Origin of the sequence: Congregibacter litoralis KT71 (assembly GCF_000153125.2) — a bacterium.
Classification (GTDB): Bacteria; Pseudomonadota; Gammaproteobacteria; order Pseudomonadales; family Halieaceae; genus Congregibacter; species Congregibacter litoralis.
On the sequence record NZ_CM002299.1, the window covers coordinates 2,335,663 to 2,351,305 of the forward strand.

The window sequence follows — 15,643 nt, forward strand, 5'->3', positions numbered from 1 at the left end:
TCCCACGCATTGCGCGGGAGAGTGGGATGCTGACACAGGCACCGGCCCGCAACAAGGGTGACGGTGCCTCGGGCAGCTCGCGGCGGTATACTCCCGCGCCAAACGCGACGACCGGCCTGCATCAAACAACAGCCGACACAGGCAAACCACGCAACGCAAGTAACACCGAGTTTCATTTCCGATAAAGGGAGTAGCACCGTGACACAGAGCTTTTTTCCACCCCAACGCACACTGATGGGACCCGGTCCGTCGGATGTGTCACCCCGCGTGCTGGCTTCCCTGGCTCGACCCACCATCGGCCACCTGGACCCCCTGTTTGTCTCTCTCATGGACGAGATCAAAGGCCTGCTTCAGTATGCTTTCCAGACCAGCAATGAGCTTACCCTGCCCATTTCTGCACCCGGCTCGGCGGGCATGGAAGCCTGCTTTGTCAACTTACTGTCCTGCGGTGATACGGCGATCGTTTGTCAGAACGGTGTATTTGGCGGGCGTATGCGCGAGAACGTCGAGCGCTGCGGGGCCACCGCGGTCATGGTTGAAGACGACTGGGGCGCGCCGGTGGATCCCCACAAGGTCGCTGAGGCCCTCAAAAATCATCCCGAGGCATCGGTGCTGGCCTTTGTTCACGCCGAGACCTCTACGGGAACACGCAGTGACGCCGAAACCCTGTGCAAACTCGCGCGGGAGCACGGGGTACTGGTGATCATGGATACCGTGACATCCCTGGGCGGCATCGAACTAAAAGTGGATGCCTGGGGCGCGGACGCTGTCTACTCCGGGTCGCAAAAATGCCTGTCCTGCGTGCCGGGTATTTCCCCCGTGACCTTCAGTCCCCGCGCCGTAGAGCGCATCCAGGCGCGGGCTCACAAGGTCCAGAGCTGGTTCCTGGATATGCAGCTGGTGATGGGGTATTGGGGCGGCGACAGCAAACGTGCCTATCACCACACCGCGCCCGTCAATGCACTCTACGCGCTTCACGAAACCCTGGTGATTCTGCAGGAAGAAGGATTGGATAACGCCATCAGCAGACACCAGCGAAACCATAAGGCGCTGGTGGCTGGGCTTGAGGCTATGGGTTTGTCCATGGCCGTGGAAGAAGCCTGGCGTCTTCCGCAACTCAACTCCGTCTGTATTCCTGATGGTGTTGATGATGCCCGTGTACGTGGCCGGCTCCTTCGCGACTTTGATCTCGAAATCGGCGCGGGTCTCGGTGCCCTGGCGGGCAAAACATGGCGCATCGGTCTCATGGGTCACGCCAGTCGGCAGCGGAACGTCATTCTCTGCCTTAATGCCCTGGAAACCGCATTAAAAGCCGAGGGCTACGCCCTGGACAGCGGCGCCGCCGTAGAGGCCGCGAGCGACTATTATCAGTCATTGACCGGTAGCTGAGCGCCCCCGAGGCCCGCAGGAGAGTCCCCCGGAGTATCTTTTAGAGGGAGCCCTCTGATCATGCGCCACAAACGCTGAAAGGTATCGGGGCCGCGCTCGCGGCTCACCCTATAGCGCACGTGCTGGCTGCCCTGGGCCCCCTTATCCAGCTGAATACTCCAGAGGGGCAGAATTTCGTTAGGCAGCATCGAATAGCGGATGTCCATCACCTGATCAGGAAAACGCGGATCCAGGGCCAGATAGCCCATGCTGAACCAGCGAAAGCGTTCCACGTCTCTGGCCTGGAGGGAGTTCGCCTGGAGCCAGGGCAGGTCCCTGCGCAGATCAAGGGCGGGTACCGTAGAGCCCGGGTAAATCACCGGCTCCCGCCCCAAACGCACGGCATCGACAAAATAGTCATTCCCCTGCCGATAAATGGTTTTCCACAACAGGAGATTGGCGAAACTGGGTTTCGCTTCAACCACGAGGGGATCGTGCCCGCGACTCCTGGCAATCTTTCGCCCCACATCCTCGGCGGCGTCTCTCGCTACCACCCCAGCGGACAGGTAAGCCACCACCCAGAGCATGCCCAGGGCTGCGGGCCAGCGACGGCGCCTGAACCGGGACAGAATGATCAGCCCGATAAGCGGCAAGGTCAGAAGCGGGTCAATGATGGACACGTTATTCCAGGCAAAGCGCTGATCCGAAAACGGCCAGAACAACAGGGTGCCGTAACTGGTGCAGGCGTCCAGGAGCGCATGGGTCGCATAGCCCAGGAGGGAAAAAACGTAGGTCTCCCTGAAGCTCCAGGCGCGTCGGCGACCGAAAACAGCCCAGAGCGTGAACCCCACCATCAAGGCACCGACGGGAATGAACACCAGCGAATGGGTGAATTGGCGGTGATATTCCAGAAACAGCAAGGGGTCATTGCTGGAGCGGATCAGCACATCGAGATCCGGAGCCATGCCCCCCGCGATACCACAGAGCATGGCGAGTCCTGTGTGCTCAGCCCGCGCGAGGGACTGGGGCAGCGCCGCGCCTAAAGCCCCCTGACTTACGGGATCCATAGATTACTCACAGAAAACACGAGGCTGTTCTTCATGGCCTGGAGTGACTCCTCACTCGATATCGAAGCGATAGTAAAGATCAAAAGAGCTTTCGAGGCGGCTCACCACCTCCAGCCACAAACGCGAACGCAGATAAAGACGCGCCGTCAAGGCATTAACCGGCTCATAGATGCCCACGCCGTAGCTCAGGTACAGGCGCTCACCCACATAGGCACTGATGGTGGCTGCCATATCATCGTCGCTACCCTCAGCCCCCAGAGACACGCCGGACAGCCCCGGAATGGAGTTCAGGGATTCCAGGGCGCCGGACTGGTTAATTGCCGATGCGCCCAGGGACAGGGCCATGGCGGTACCGTCCATGGACGCCCCCGCATCGGGCCCCCGCCCTCGCAGAAGATAGGACAGGGTGTCACGCTCGGAACGCACGGGGTCCGAGAACATCTCGAAGGTGGGCTCTTCGAGACTGCCGCGAACGTGAAAACCGACGCGGAGATCTTCAGCGCGTATACGCCGCTCGGCGCTGAGATTGAGAGCCGGATTCACAGGATCCCCCACAAAACCCACGCTGCCCTCCGTAAGGCGCAATACCTGGCCATAAGCGCGCAATTCCCCCCCCAGCACCTGCAAATCCCCATAAAGCGCCGGAGGCAGTCGCGGCTGGATATTGACCTTGAGGTCCCCGGAGAGCGTCGCCTCGAGCTCCTTGGATCGCAGGGTAAATCCCGGCTCAATGAGAGCACGAAGGTCCACCGTCACGTCAAAACGCCGGGCCGGTGCCTGGGGAATATCTATGCGATAAAAATCCTCGGATACTTCGATCGCCTCGTCCGCAGGTCCGGCATGTTCAAACACGCCGCGGTGCACCGTGACTTCCCCGCCCACGTGGACGCTTTCCCGGTTGAGCCGCAGATTCAGCTGCGGAGAGAGGAGCGCCTCGACACCCAGGGTCGGCAGCAGCAGCTCATTTTTCTCGCCCTTCAGCACCGCTTCCAAAGTACCGTCGTCACAGCAGTTGCCGGCGAGGGTTAAGGGCGCTCCTCCCAGCAGGGCACTGCCGTCGATGGAAAATGCGTCGCCACGGGCATCCAGGGCAAGGCGCAGATCCGAGAGCGTCGTGTCGATGTCCGGATGACGGGCTGCCGCGTTCTGCAACAGCAACTTCCCAAAGAGCTGCGGATCACCGCGGGAACCTTTAATGCTCATGTCAGCTTCGATGCTGCCGCTGCGCAGGCTCCATTCCGGGAGCAGATCATCAAGGGATGCCAGATCAAGACCCCGGGTTCGCAGGGTGCCATTCAAATCAGCCCCCGCCTCATTCAAGGTCAGATAAACCGCGCCGAGACGCGCGGACTGCAGATCAAGAGTGAGCTCGCGTAGATCGGGTCGCAGGGTGCCGAAGGCCCGCGCCTCTTCCCACTCGATGGGATTGGCTGTTCCCTCGTACATATACGGGTCGATGGAGAGACGATCAAAAGCCAGGTCAAATACAGCCTCCTCAAGGGCACCGTCGCCCCAGACGATCTTCGTAGCGCCCGCCCCTCTCGCCTCCAGAGAAAAAGGCTTTTCGGAGATCGCTCCCTGGAGTTCTTCATCAATCTGCACCGATACGTTTAACTCCCCCTGCTGGCCCAGGGAGGCGTTCTCCGAACACGCCGTGTTAGCGCGCCACTGGAGGCAAAACGCTTCCAGGGCTATGGCGGCATCCTCCGAATGCCAGGCACCGACCAGGGGCGCATTCGCAAGGATCGCCTCATCGCGGAGGTACAGCACAAAGGGCTGGATTTCAAACTCGACTCCACTGCTGCTCCGCTGCAATGCAATATCCAGATCGCCGCGCAGGTCGCCCTCGGCATTGAGGTCCAGCTGTGCAACATCACCGGGGGTAAGCCGTGCCTGAAGCGCCGATACGCGAAGCTCCTCGCCGGGGAGTCCCTCGGGGAGATCAAGGGTCGCTGCTGCGCCGGGACTCGCCGATCGCTCGTAGGAGAATGGCAGCTCCCCGCGACGGCCCCGGAGCTTCCCCGCAGGGAGCAGCGGAAAGTCGCTGGCCTGCAGGTCGCCAGCAACGCTCCACAGCGTCTCTCCTTCAAGAACTGTCATTGAGAGCGTGCTCAGCGCAAAACTTCCCAGGGGATCGCTCAGGGTAAATCGACCTTGCCCGGAACCGCTCAGAACAATCCGGGGCTGATCCGGGCGCAAGGGAACGCGAAAATTGTTCGCCTCAAAACTCAGCACCGGTGAGAGGTACGAGAGTTCACCCAGGGCGCCTGCGACGCGCAGCAAAGGCTCTGGGTCATCACCCAGCACGGCCTCTTCAAGAGTCCAGAAACCGGCTGATTGCTCGAGGCTCACCCCCAGGCTTGCTGCCCGGGGTGTCAGCCCCACTACCTGCTGGCGAAACGAGGCCCGAAGATTTTGAAGATCCGCAAGCTGAGCTTCAAAAGCCAGGGGGCCCTCCAGCCCAATATCCGGATAGGCCGGGAGCTGCGGCAACAGTATGGCCGCTCCGTCGAGAGAACCGACCAGATCCACCCTGCCATCAAGCCCACGATCAAGGGCCAGCGCCAGGGACAGGGAGTCGTCCAGGGCGCTGACCGTTCCCTCGAGGGAATCGAGATCGCCAGTACCGCTGATGGCGTAATCCGTAGTGAGATTCTCGGGCCAGCCCGATAGAGCTGCGGACCTCAGGGAGACTTCCAGCGCCAGGTCCCAGGCACCCTTACGACTCAGGGTTCCGCCCCCGTCCCAGGCGACCATGGCGTGTTCGCCCGCCAGTTGCGCGACGAGGGCCTGACGCTTGCCCACTTCGCCGGACAGGGTCAGCTTTCTTACCAATTCCTCATTATCGCCCCTCACTATGCGCAACTCTTGTACTGCCAGACTGTTGATATCCAGCAAAAAGGGAAGCCAGGGCAAAGGCGCTTTGAGGGACACGGCGTCCTCGCTCTCGCGCTCCTCGATGACCAGTTTTACGCTGCCTGCAGATGCCTCGTCGATGCACAACGTGCTTCTTAGCATACAGAGCCAGCGGACGCGCAGATTGACATTTTTGATGGTCAGATCCAGACCATCACCCTGGTAACGCAGGGCATCGAGGGAAACACCCCGCCACAACGAGCCTTCGGGGTTTTCCGCAACAAGGGGCAGCCTCGCCTGGGCAAACTGTATCGCCTGGTTCAGACCCGAGGTAGTCGCGACAAGCCAGAGTGGTAGCAAAGGAATGAGGAGCAATACGCCGAGAGCGAGGTAACGAAGAAGACGGCGTCTCAAAATTCTGCTCCAATGTTGATGTGAACCCGCCAGGAGCCGTCACTGTCGGATACGGGGTTTGCCAACTCCAGACGTAGGGCACCTACGGGAGAAAGGTAATGCACGCCGATACCCAGACCCACATTAGTTTCAAAATCACCGCTATCGAAAGCATCACCTGCATCAACAAACACCGCGCCCCGCCAGCTTTGGGAGAAGTAACGCTGCAACTCGAGAGACCCCGTGAGGAGACGGGTCCCGCCCACCACCAGGCGATCCGGTTGAGGGTCGCCCTCGCGGCGAATACTCACTTCCCGGCCCAGGGACTGATAGGCGTAACCACGGATGCTGTTGTCACCGCCGGCGAAGAACGCCAGGGATGGCGGAAGGTCCTGGGGTTCCTCGGAACTGGTCCAGAGCATGCCGGCCTCCAGGCGACCCACCGCACGCCAGCGCTCATTAAAACGCCGCACCCCGTGCACACTGCCGTAGAGCCGCAACAAGTCCTCATCCGAGCCAACATCCGCCGATGCGCCCTCAAGGCTGTAAAACTGACTCACGCCGCTTCGGGGATCTACGGCATCGCCCCGTCGGTAACGGGATGAGAGACTCGCGCCCGCCAGGATAAAGCCGGCGTCAAAATTATTTTCAAAAACGCCCCAACGCTCCCTGAGGGCTCGGACTTGCACACTGCGAACCGTGCCGTCCTTGGTGCGCTCCCGGCGAAGGCGGAACTCCTGCTGCTCACTCTCAAGATCGCCAAATTCATTGTCTTCAAGACGAGCGATGAGCTGCAAAACATCGTTTGCCGGATCATCCAGGGGAATACTGTAGGTCACGCGTGCCTGGGGATTAACGGGCGACCAGCGAAGCGCTGTCTCCTGACTATGCCCCCAGCGGTTGAGGCGTGGACTCTGCCAGACAAGGGACAGGCGCTGCCGGGTATCCGTGCTGAAACCCACACCCACTTCATAGCTGTGGCGCGGCGCCTTTGTCAAAGCGATGTCAATGGGGACCGTTGGCAGACTGCGTTTGGGAAGGTCCGGCAGGACTGTGACACTGCCGAAGTACCCGAGACGCAAAAGACGCTGACGCAGTTCAAGAAGCAGGCGCTGCTCATAGGGCTCGCCCGTTTTGAAGGGCAGGAGGCGCTCCAGTAACCCCGGATCCATCACCGCTTCGTCCAGACTGACAGCGCCAAAACGATAGCGGGGGCCCGCATCAAAAATCAGGGACAGCGTCGCCTGTTGCCGCGCTACATCCAGATCCACACGGTTTTCCGCAAAGGCGGCATCAAAGTAGCCCCGACGTCGGGCCACCTGCAGGAGTTCCCGCTTGAGGTCGGTGTAGCGTCCATGGTGCAAGGGGTCGCCCGGTTTTGGCGAGCGGGCATCTACAACGGCGGACAGGCTCCCATCGTCGGCGCCCTCTCCCAGCAGACGTACGGACACGGCGGTGTAACGAAGAGGCTCTCCCGGCACGACGAACAGCGTCGCCCGCCAGGGATCTCCTTCGCGATCCACCTGCAAGTCGATTTCATGCTCGTAATAGCCCAGGGCTTCCAGGGCCTTGGCTGCCAACAACGGAGCCGTGCTCAGAAACCGCTCGACAGCGCCCCGTTCACTCGGAGATTCCCCCAGATACGCACGAATATTTTCCCTGACTTCCTTATTGACGCCCTCAACCTTGTAACGCAGGCCATCAGCGGCAGCGCCATAACTCAGGAGAAGCGAAAAGACAGTGATTAGCGCTTTGCGCAGGGCAAGAATCATTAGCCAGGTTCACGCCGGCCTTGCGCTGCCCCAGACATTGAAACCGGCAAAACGGGGTGTGCTGGGCAGATACATGCTCTCCTGATCATCACTGTGAAACCCACCCTCGGACAACAGCCTCGGAATATCCCTGTTGAGATGACAGCCACCGGCAATGAGACCCCAGGGGCGATCCAGACGGTTCTGCCAGCGACGGACGGCCTCATCGGGTGCGCGACCGTGTTCGGCAAAATGGAGGACGCCGCCGGGGCGCAGCACACGTCCCATGCCGCGCAGTGCGGTGACGGGGTCAGGAATGGTACAGAGGCTGTAGGTCATCACAATGGTATCGACGCTGTTGTCTTCCAGGGGGATCTCCTCCCCGGGCAGACCAATAAATTCAATGGGGAAGCCGATGTTGTCGGCCCGCTCCCCCGCCAGCTCCCAGGAGGCCTCGGAGGGATCGAGGCCGATAAGTCGCTCCACGTTATCCCGGTCGTAGTAGGGAAGATTGAGCCCGGTGCCTATACCAATTTCCAGTACGACGCCCTTCGCCCGGGGCACAATCTTCTCCCTTTGCTTCATGATGGGTTTGCTGCCGCAGGCGCAGTTGATGAAGTGCGGCAGTAGGTGACGTTCATAGAAACCCATAAGCTGCTGTCCTGTTGTCTCACGTCGTTGCTCGGACCGGGCATTATAAGCGGCCTGCAGCCTTGGGTGCGGAACAAAAGCAAGCCCTCGACCCATGAACCCGAGAGCCTCGACAGCGGCGCGCGCATGTAGCAGGATTCGCTCTCTGTTCAGAAGGCTCAGGCCCACTATGGATCTACACATCATCACCACCGGCGGCACCATCGATAAAATCTATTTCGACGCCAAAAGTGACTACCAGGTCGGTGAACCGGTCATCGGCGAATTACTGGAGAGTATGGGAGCGCAATTTCCCTATACCGTAGAGTCGGCCATGCGAAAGGACAGCCTGGAACTTACGGAAGAGGACCGGGCGGCGATCCGGCAAAGCACCGAGCGCTGCGTGGAACAGCAGGTACTCATCACTCATGGCACCGATGGCATGGTCCGCACGGGTCAGGCCCTCAAGGGCATTCCCGGGAAAACCATCGTTCTCACGGGCGCGCTGCAACCCGCTGCTTTCAAGGGGTCCGATGCCATTTTTAACATCGGCTGCGCCATCGGGGCACTGCAGGCAGCCGCTCCCGGCGTTTACATCGCCATGAACGGGCAGCTCTTCGACATCGACAACGTGCAGAAAAACCTGGAAGCCAACCGCTTCGAGGTCCTGAACGCTTAGCCGGGCTTGCCGACTGTGGGGTTACCGGACCTTTCCTCACGAGAATAAAAGAACACCGTGAGCGCTGGCAGGAAGATCAAAGCGCCGAGCATGTTCCAGAAAAACATGAAGGTGAGCATAAGCCCCATATCCGCCTGAAACTTGATAGGCGAGTAGATCCACGTGCCCACGCCGATAGCCAGGGTTAAGCCTGTAAAGGCCACCGCCGTGCCGCTACTTTTCAGCGCCTCGAAATATGCCACGGTGAGGGGTTCGCCTCGATGGAGGTAAAACTGCAGGGCCGAGTAGATATAAATGCCGTAATCTACGCCTATGCCCACACCCAGGGCGATAACCGGCAGCGTTGCAACTTTTACACCGATCCCCAGCGCCGCCATCAGTGCCTGCGCCAGAACCGAGGTCAGCGCAAGGGGCACGATGATGCACACCGTGACCCGAACCGATCGAAAGTTAAGCAGGCAGAGCAAGATCACCACACCGTAGACCCACAAGAGCATCTTGGCCTGGGCATCGGCAATAACGATGTTTGTAGCTGCCTCAACTCCTGCGTTACCCGCGGCCAGTTGAAACTGCAAATCTTCCGATTCGTACCGGGGGGCTAATAACTCGGCGGCATCCACCACGGAATTCAGGGTTTCTGCCTTGTGATCATCGAGAAACAGGATCACCGGCGCCATGGAGCAGTCAGTATTCCGCAAACTGTTGGGGGCACGACTGAGGGAATTGTTCAGCACATACTGATTACGACTGATGTCGTGCCATTTGGGACTGCCCTCGTTCATTCCCTGAATCACGAGCTTGGACACATCGACCAGGGACAGAGCGGACTGCACTCCCGGCACGGCCTCCATCTGACGCTGGAACCGATCCACGGCGGCAATAAAGTCATAGCTACCGCACTGCTGCTCGCGGGTTCTGGCCATCACGACAAATACATCGGTACTGGTGGAATAGTTTTCCGTGAGAAAGGCGTTATCGATGTTGTAGCGGGAATCGGCTCGCAACTCGGGGGCACCGGGGTCCAGATCGCCGATCTGCTGATCCTGCCCAAACCAGATACCCACCGCAAACAGACTCAGGCAAACCAACACAACCGCGGTCGCCGGACCACGACGCGTAACCCCACTGAGGAAACGCCAATGCCGATATTCACTGTGGTCTTTATCGGCGCGGTAGCGCACACAGCGATCACTGACACCGGTAAAGGAGAGCACCAAAGGCAGGAGAATCAGGTTCGTCAACACCAGTACCGCGATGCCCGTGCTGGCGACCACGGCCAGCTCCTGAATCACGGGAATATCGATGACCCGAAGCGTGAAGAACCCAACGCCATCGCTGACCAGGGCGATAAAACCCGGTTTTGAAAGGCGTACAAAGGTCAGACGGGCAGCATCAACGCGAGACACCCTGTGGTAGATGAAGTGACCGAAGCGGTTCACGATCTGCACGGAGTGGCTGATACCCACCGCAAACACCAGAAATGGCACGAGCATGGAATAGGGATCAAGGCCCATGCCCATCACTTTGAGAAGGCCCATTTGCCAGACCACCGCTACCGTAGAACAGAGCAGCGATGCGAAGCTCAACCAGAGACATCGCGTGTATAAAAACAAGAGTATCGCGGTAATCACAAAGGCCACGAGGAAAAACAACCCTACGAGGGCTGCACCTTCGATGAGATCACCGATCAGCTTGGCAAAGCCGATGATCCTGATAGAAATTTCATCGGATTCATATTTTTCCCGAACCAGGGTTTCGAGGTCCCGGGAAAAGGTCGCGTAATCCAGGCGCTCGCCGGTGGAGGGATCAATCTCGACCAGGGGGACCACCACGATGGCGGAGCGAAAGTTATTCGCCACGAGGCGACCGATCTGCCCGGACTTCAGAGTGTTTTCCCGAAGCTTGCTTAGAGTACGCGGACTCCCATCATAGTCATCGGGGATCACCGATCCGCCGACGAAGCCCTCCTCCGTGACTTCCTGCCAGCGGACGTTCGGTGTCCACAGCGATTGCAAGGCGGAGCGATCCACACCATTGATGTAAAAGACTTCATCGGTAATTCGCTGGAGCAGCGTCTGAAACGACTCTGTAAAAATATCTCCGTCGCGGGTTTCTACGATGATGCGAACAGAATTACCCAAACCCTTGAGATCGTCGCGGCTCGCGAGGAAATTCTGCACGTAGGGGTGAGAGACGGGGATCATCTTCTCGAAACTTGCGTCGGCCCGGAGCTGGGTCAGCTTCCAGCCAAAGAAGCCTGTAGCAATGACAAACAAGGCAATGAGGGGTACGCGGGCTGCGAAAATTACCCGGCCGATTGCGGGCCGTATTCGCCCGTCACTGTCGTCAAGGGTGTAACTTTCCTGGACCGTCACTGCGCCACCGCCCGGGAAAAACGCGCGACACCACCCATGCCCACCAGCCAGATTTCACCTTCATGTCCCTCAAGCCCTGAAGAAAAAGTGCTGCGACCGGGATGTTGAAACAAGCGCGCTTCGCCATCATCGCTGAGTCGCACAAGCATTCCCCCGGCACCGAGAAGCAAAGCACCACCATCGCTTAAAGCCACAGCCCCATACAGACTGCTTTCACTCCGGGTATGCAGTTCTCGCCACTCACCTCCGGGACGGGACTGTAAAAACACGTTACCTCGCAGTCCATAACTCACCAGACCGGCGGCAATAGGTACCGCGCCAAACAGGCTCCCTTCATAAACATCATAAAATCGCCGGAACCGGTACCCGCGATCCCGGGACTGAAAAAGCAGACCCGCCTCGCCGGTAATCGTTACCAGAGAATCTTCAATATGCAGGCCGTAGAGATGAAACCTTTCGATGTTATCGATGCCCTGCTGGTTCACCGCCCAATTGGCACCGCCGTCGGTGGTGAGAAAGGACATGCCGTAGGCACCCACCGCCAGACCGCTCATCGCATCGAAAAACGCGACATCAAGGAAGGGGTCTGCGGGACCGTTCTCCACAGCCAACAGCGCCTCTTCTTCAATGAAAAGGGCGTCATCAAGGGCGATGGCGAGTTCCTCCAGCTCCGCGCTGTTTTCAGACAGATCGCTATCGGCTTCCATTGCGTCAAGCTGGCTCTGAAGCCTGCTCCTTTGCATGCGGGCAAAGTCCAGAAACGCCTCGGCCCCCCGGTACCCATCAAATTGTTGATGCCAGGTTTCCCCAGCGTCCTCCGTCGCCAGAATCACCCCTCCGTGACCTACCGCCCAACCCCGGGTCGGCGTAGGAAATGTAACGGCGGTCAGGGTTGTGCTCACGGGAACACCGGGCACCTGTCTCCAGGAATCCCCCTCGTCATCGCTGACAACAATAAGCCCCGCTGCGCCTACGGCGAGGATTCTCTCTCCGGCCCGGGTGATATCCAGCAGTTGCTGAGATTCAGGGTTACGCACGGTAGGCGCCGGCGTAAAAACCAGCGCTTTCGACTCTCCGTCAGGATCGGCCCCATGGAGAGTGCCCGACAGAAGCATGCAAAAAATGGCCGCCAGGCAGCGGCCAATCCATGTTTTCTCCCGGGTCACGGTCCTAGCGACGCCCAGCCCGACGCAGTGCCGAAGGCGTGAAGTCGCCAAAGCTGCCCTCGTAGCCGAAGTCGTACTGGTAACCGGACTCCTCATTGTCGAGACCAATCACCACATAGCGACCCGACACGAGATCATGGAGGGACTCAGCAGCCAACCAGGGGACAGCGACCTGATAGTGCATCATATTGTGCCCTTCTTTCATTTTCCAAAGCTCACCACGGCCGTCGTAATGGTCAATAACAGAGATCTGCCAACTGTCCTCATCCACATAGAAGGTTCTCCGCGCATAGATGTGCCTCGCATCCTCCTTCAAGGTGGACTCGACCACCCATACCCGGTGCAGCTCATAGCGCAGGTAATCAGGATTCATATGCCCCGCTTTGACGATGTCCTTGTAGCTTAAGTCGCCGCGACGAAGGTCATAGGCGTTGTAAGGGATATACAGCTCTTTCTTCCCTACGAGCGTCCAGTCGTAGCGATCCGGCGCGCCGTTAAACATGTCGAGATCGTCGGCTGTCCGCAGCCCGTCGGACGCCGTGCCCGGACCGTCATAGGCAATATTCGGCGCCAGACGTACCCGGCGTTGGCCGGCATTGTAGATCCAGGCCTTACGGGGCTCTTTTACCTGATCAATATTCTCGTGTACCAGGAGCACGTCGCCCTCCAGGCGCGCGGGCGCGAGGATGCGCTGGAGAAACACGAAAAGACGATTGGGATATTCATTGTCCGGCAGGCGACTGGCCGGTATGGACTCATCCTCAAAGAGCACCGGCGCAAAGTTACCATTGGCCTGCACGGGAATCTGCGTGTACCGCCGCTTCAAGCCTCTCTCGTTGCGGTAGCGGGTGATGTGGTTCCAGATGACCTCGACACCATCCCGGGGGATAGGGAACGGCACACCCGCAGAGAAGTTCCGCAGCCCATTGCCGCCTTCCGCGAGCTCCGTGACCACCGCAGATTTCTTGATCAGCGCGTATTCCTCTTCGGGAAGACGCGCGCTGCGACGCGTGGGAAACACGCGCATGCGGTAACTATCAGGATAGCGCTCGAACATGGCGATCTGTCCCGGGGACAGTTTGTCCGCGTAGTCACCGACGTTCTCGGCAGTAATGGTAAACAGCGGCGCATCATCGGGATAGGGATCCACCAGGCGGTCACCCGGCGTGTAACCCTCGGGCAAGTCCGTGAGCCCCCCGCTCCAAGCCGGGATGGAGCCATCAGCATTGCCGGCCCGCTCTGCGCCTACGGGAGTCAGCTCGGGCCCTCCCAGTCTCTGGGCATCGGCCTCGCTGATCTTGGCGGCACCGGGCAACGAGCTTATGGCCAGCGCGGCGGCAAGTAAGAGATTGAGCGGCTTCTTATTCATCTCCAAAACTCCCTGATAGTGAATTCAAAAGGCAACGGAAAAACTCAGGGACACAAAATCCCGGTCCTGCAGTTCGTTGTAGTCGGCCCCGAAAAATGACGTATAGGACAGCTCCGCCTGATAGATGTTCAGGTAATCCCCGCGGAGGCCCAGGCTCAAGGCCATGCGATCTTCTATGAAATTGGGCGCCGGAGAATAACCGGACACATCATGGGACCACGCCACACTGGGGGTTAGATTCACGCCGGCAAAAGCGTTGTTGTAATTTGCCGCAACCCGTAAGCGATAGCCCCAGGAGAAGTCCGTGGTAAAGCCCTCATCCTCGCAATACTCCGCCGTTGGGTTGGCCACGACACCCAATGGCTGATAGGGATGACTGTTGCAGCTGATCGGCGCACCGGTGATCGGTGGCAATCCGGGCAGCGGGGGTAGATTACTGGCGAAGGTGTCAAAGGTGTTGGCGCCATAAGCGGCGGAGCGTCCATAGTTGATGTCGTCGTCCATGCCCCCCAGCCAAACAGCGCCCACTTCTGCCGCAAGGGATATGCGATCCGCACCGGCAACCTGCTCGAAGAACTTGATCACCGAGGTCTGCATCTGGGTATAGGACACATCATCGTAGCCCGCGACGTAACCGCCGGGTCCGGCGGCGAGACTTCGGGGCACCATGGGTGACCACTCAGCGATAATCCCTAAAGACAGGGCCTGAAGTAACTCCGTGGTGTTGATTTGAAGAGGAAAGTCCGGCCGGTAACTCACCTCTCCCGCCCAGGCCCAATCGCCGATATTCGTAGTAAAGCTGGCGGCAAAAACCTCGATATCCTCGGGGAACTCAAAGACGTAGCGTGGCTGCACCGCAGGGTTCAGAATCGGCTGACCCAGACCTACCTCCGTATTGATCGCACTGAAGATGGGTGTTCTGCTGTGGGTGTTCAGGTAGTAGAGACCAAATTCCGTGGAGTTCAGGGATTCGGCAAAATAGCGGGCGGAAAAACCGTACTGCCCGGAGTCGCTGGCTTCTCTAGTCGGGGGCGCGCCCTATCTCAAAAATCGTGCCCACCTGTGCAGCGTCCGGCAGGGCAGCACTGGCGGTCAGATAATTACAACCACCTCCATAGGGGTCCGCGGAGCTCCAGTAGGTGCCGCATTCATCCAGAATCGACCTTTGCCAGTCGTATTGATAGAAAGCTTCCACGGACAGGTTATAGGTGGCCCCGAAGTTGGCGTAAAGCATCCCCACCGGGAGCAGGGCCTCGCGAATCTCACTCCCGGGACGACGCAACGCCGTCACATCAACGGGACTTACAACGTTAACACCGTTCTGTATAAACAGGTTTTCACCCCAGTTCAGCACCATGTTGCCGGCACGGAGTTCCAGAGGCTTGTCGCCGAGATCAAATTCACCGTAGAGGTAATAATCCAGAAACTCGAAACCCTTGTCCTGGGCAAGATCCTGAAAGCCCGACAGATCGAGCTCTTCACCTGCTGCGTAATTGGTCGCCGCGTGACCGTGGCGCACCTCACCGTTCGCCTGTTCGTAGTCGTACCAGTACTTCACACGGGTAAACACACCCCAGCTGCCGGCGTTCAAATCGAGGTCATGGAGACCACGAAACTGCAGGGAATACATATCGCCCTTGGCGTAGTTCAGATTGCCATCGTCCGTGGTGCCCGAAGAAGCCTGACCGCGGCCAGCGCTGTTTCCCGGTGTTATCACCCGATGGGAGGGGTCTTCCGTACGCCAGCTGGCGCCTACGGACAGACGAGAGGTAAAAGTTGCCTCGAAAGGGCCAAGGTCAAACTTGGCCGCTGAAACAACGGGAGTGAAGGCCGCGCCTGCCAATGCCAGAGCGAACGCTAAAGCTGAGGGCTGAAATCGACGGCGGCCACCTTGAGGCAGGTGTTTACTACAGACATTCACGGCCTTCTCCTTATTGGTTTATTCAGGATCGCGAATAAGCTGTAAAAACTTTACTGTGGAATGACTTT

General features: G+C 59.0%; 11 protein-coding genes. 2 read left to right on the top strand and 9 right to left on the bottom strand.

All coding sequences use genetic code 11. The features are described 5' to 3' along the window. Window positions 1-234: 234 nt before the first annotated feature. On the top strand, window positions 235-1,389 hold the full coding sequence (locus KT71_RS10770; protein ID WP_008295379.1) for a pyridoxal-phosphate-dependent aminotransferase family protein: 1,155 nt from the start codon (window positions 235-237) through the stop codon (window positions 1,387-1,389). Here the strand turns inward: KT71_RS10770 and KT71_RS10775 are convergent. From KT71_RS10775 to KT71_RS10790, 4 genes are read right to left on the bottom strand one after another with little or no spacing between them, the layout of a single operon-like run. Then, window positions 1,368-2,435 (bottom strand): metal-dependent hydrolase, encoded by a 1,068-nt coding sequence (locus KT71_RS10775; protein ID WP_008295378.1) that lies wholly within the window; start codon window positions 2,433-2,435, stop codon window positions 1,368-1,370. The genes KT71_RS10770 and KT71_RS10775 overlap by 22 nt on opposite strands. Before the next feature lie 51 nt (window positions 2,436-2,486). Beyond that, entirely contained in the window at window positions 2,487-5,705 is a 3,219-nt protein-coding gene (locus tag KT71_RS10780; RefSeq protein WP_023659607.1) for a translocation/assembly module TamB domain-containing protein, read from the bottom strand. Beyond that, window positions 5,702-7,456 (bottom strand): autotransporter assembly complex protein TamA, encoded by a 1,755-nt coding sequence (locus tag KT71_RS10785; RefSeq protein ID WP_008295376.1) that lies wholly within the window; start codon window positions 7,454-7,456, stop codon window positions 5,702-5,704. The genes KT71_RS10780 and KT71_RS10785 overlap by 4 nt, the downstream gene beginning before the upstream one ends. A gap of 9 nt (window positions 7,457-7,465) precedes the next feature. Continuing rightward, window positions 7,466-8,086: a class I SAM-dependent methyltransferase gene (locus tag KT71_RS10790; protein ID WP_023659608.1), complete on the bottom strand. Its 621-nt coding sequence runs from the start codon at window positions 8,084-8,086 to the stop codon at window positions 7,466-7,468. Window positions 8,087-8,255: 169 nt separating this feature from the next. Between KT71_RS10790 and KT71_RS10795 the strand changes: the two genes are divergently transcribed. Next, window positions 8,256-8,744 (top strand): asparaginase domain-containing protein, encoded by a 489-nt coding sequence (locus tag KT71_RS10795; RefSeq protein WP_008295373.1) that lies wholly within the window; start codon window positions 8,256-8,258, stop codon window positions 8,742-8,744. Here the strand turns inward: KT71_RS10795 and KT71_RS10800 are convergent. Genes KT71_RS10800 through KT71_RS21240 form a run of 5 tightly spaced genes read right to left on the bottom strand, consistent with a single transcriptional unit; the run spans window position 8,741 to window position 15,575 of the window. Beyond that, window positions 8,741-11,119, bottom strand: a complete 2,379-nt coding sequence (locus KT71_RS10800; RefSeq protein WP_008295372.1) for an efflux RND transporter permease subunit — start codon at window positions 11,117-11,119, stop codon at window positions 8,741-8,743. The two genes, KT71_RS10795 and KT71_RS10800, sit on opposite strands and share 4 nt — an antisense overlap. Next, window positions 11,116-12,336: a YCF48-related protein gene (locus tag KT71_RS10805; RefSeq protein WP_023659609.1), complete on the bottom strand. Its 1,221-nt coding sequence runs from the start codon at window positions 12,334-12,336 to the stop codon at window positions 11,116-11,118. The genes KT71_RS10800 and KT71_RS10805 overlap by 4 nt, the downstream gene beginning before the upstream one ends. Then, entirely contained in the window at window positions 12,290-13,654 is a 1,365-nt protein-coding gene (locus tag KT71_RS10810) for a DUF1329 domain-containing protein (RefSeq protein WP_008295370.1), read from the bottom strand. Before KT71_RS10810 ends, KT71_RS10805 begins: the two co-directional genes overlap by 47 nt. 24 nt (window positions 13,655-13,678) lie before the next feature. After that, a complete protein-coding gene (locus KT71_RS21235) occupies window positions 13,679-14,620 on the bottom strand; it encodes a DUF1302 family protein (RefSeq protein ID WP_274518444.1) in 942 nt (313 codons plus the stop codon). Window positions 14,621-14,675: 55 nt separating this feature from the next. Beyond that, window positions 14,676-15,575: a DUF1302 domain-containing protein gene (locus KT71_RS21240; protein WP_023659610.1), complete on the bottom strand. Its 900-nt coding sequence runs from the start codon at window positions 15,573-15,575 to the stop codon at window positions 14,676-14,678. Between the last annotated feature and the right edge of the window lie 68 nt (window positions 15,576-15,643).